Consider the following 1764-nt stretch of genomic DNA (forward strand, 5'->3'; position numbering starts at 1 on the left):
TTGAGAGTAGACCTCTCAAAACTGAACAAAGTAAAGACGAAATGTGTATTTCCGTAATATTCCTTAGAAAGGAGGTGATCCAGCCGCACCTTCCGATACGGCTACCTTGTTACGACTTCACCCCAATCATCTATCCCACCTTAGGCGGCTGGCTCCAAAAAGGTTACCTCACCGACTTCGGGTGTTACAAACTCTCGTGGTGTGACGGGCGGTGTGTACAAGGCCCGGGAACGTATTCACCGCGGCGTGCTGATCCGCGATTACTAGCGATTCCGGCTTCATGCAGGCGAGTTGCAGCCTGCAATCCGAACTGAGAGAAGCTTTAAGAGATTTGCATGACCTCGCGGTCTAGCGACTCGTTGTACTTCCCATTGTAGCACGTGTGTAGCCCAGGTCATAAGGGGCATGATGATTTGACGTCATCCCCACCTTCCTCCGGTTTGTCACCGGCAGTCTCGCTAGAGTGCCCAACTAAATGATGGCAACTAACAATAAGGGTTGCGCTCGTTGCGGGACTTAACCCAACATCTCACGACACGAGCTGACGACAACCATGCACCACCTGTCACTTTGTCCCCGAAGGGAAAGCTCTATCTCTAGAGTGGTCAAAGGATGTCAAGACCTGGTAAGGTTCTTCGCGTTGCTTCGAATTAAACCACATGCTCCACCGCTTGTGCGGGCCCCCGTCAATTCCTTTGAGTTTCAACCTTGCGGTCGTACTCCCCAGGCGGAGTGCTTAATGCGTTTGCTGCAGCACTGAAGGGCGGAAACCCTCCAACACTTAGCACTCATCGTTTACGGCGTGGACTACCAGGGTATCTAATCCTGTTTGCTCCCCACGCTTTCGAGCCTCAGCGTCAGTTACAGACCAGAGAGCCGCCTTCGCCACTGGTGTTCCTCCATATATCTACGCATTTCACCGCTACACATGGAATTCCACTCTCCTCTTCTGCACTCAAGTCTCCCAGTTTCCAATGACCCTCCCCGGTTGAGCCGGGGGCTTTCACATCAGACTTAAGAAACCGCCTGCGCTCGCTTTACGCCCAATAAATCCGGACAACGCTTGCCACCTACGTATTACCGCGGCTGCTGGCACGTAGTTAGCCGTGGCTTTCTGGTTAGATACCGTCAGGGGACGTTCAGTTACTAACGTCCTTGTTCTTCTCTAACAACAGAGTTTTACGATCCGAAAACCTTCTTCACTCACGCGGCGTTGCTCGGTCAGACTTTCGTCCATTGCCGAAGATTCCCTACTGCTGCCTCCCGTAGGAGTCTGGGCCGTGTCTCAGTCCCAGTGTGGCCGATCACCCTCTCAGGTCGGCTATGCATCGTGGCCTTGGTGAGCCGTTACCTCACCAACTAGCTAATGCACCGCGGGTCCATCCATCAGCGACACCCGAAAGCGCCTTTCACTCTTATGCCATGCGGCATAAACTGTTATGCGGTATTAGCACCTGTTTCCAAGTGTTATCCCCCTCTGATGGGTAGGTTACCCACGTGTTACTCACCCGTCCGCCACTCCTCTTTCCAATTGAGTGCAAGCACTCGGGAGGAAAGAAGCGTTCGACTTGCATGTATTAGGCACGCCGCCAGCGTTCGTCCTGAGCCAGGATCAAACTCTCATAATAAAAGTTAGAACAATCTTGCGATTGTTAAGCTCAATTTGTTTGCTAGCATATTGCTTGCTTGTTAAAAATGTTTGTTGTCTTGAATTGAATCAAGACGCCCTACACATTTGGTTCGTCTATTCTTTGTTCAGTTTTC

1 rRNA gene is annotated in these 1764 nt (G+C 51.5%); it reads right to left on the reverse strand.

Going from position 1 to position 1764, the window contains the following annotated elements:
* Positions 1-67: 67 nt before the first annotated feature.
* Positions 68-1628, reverse strand: a 16S ribosomal RNA gene (locus tag AB3I72_RS13740).
* Positions 1629-1764: the final 136 nt, after the last annotated feature.

Origin of the sequence: Enterococcus sp. GC34 (assembly GCF_040886645.1) — a bacterium.
Taxonomy (GTDB): Bacteria; Bacillota; Bacilli; order Lactobacillales; family Enterococcaceae; genus Enterococcus; species Enterococcus faecalis.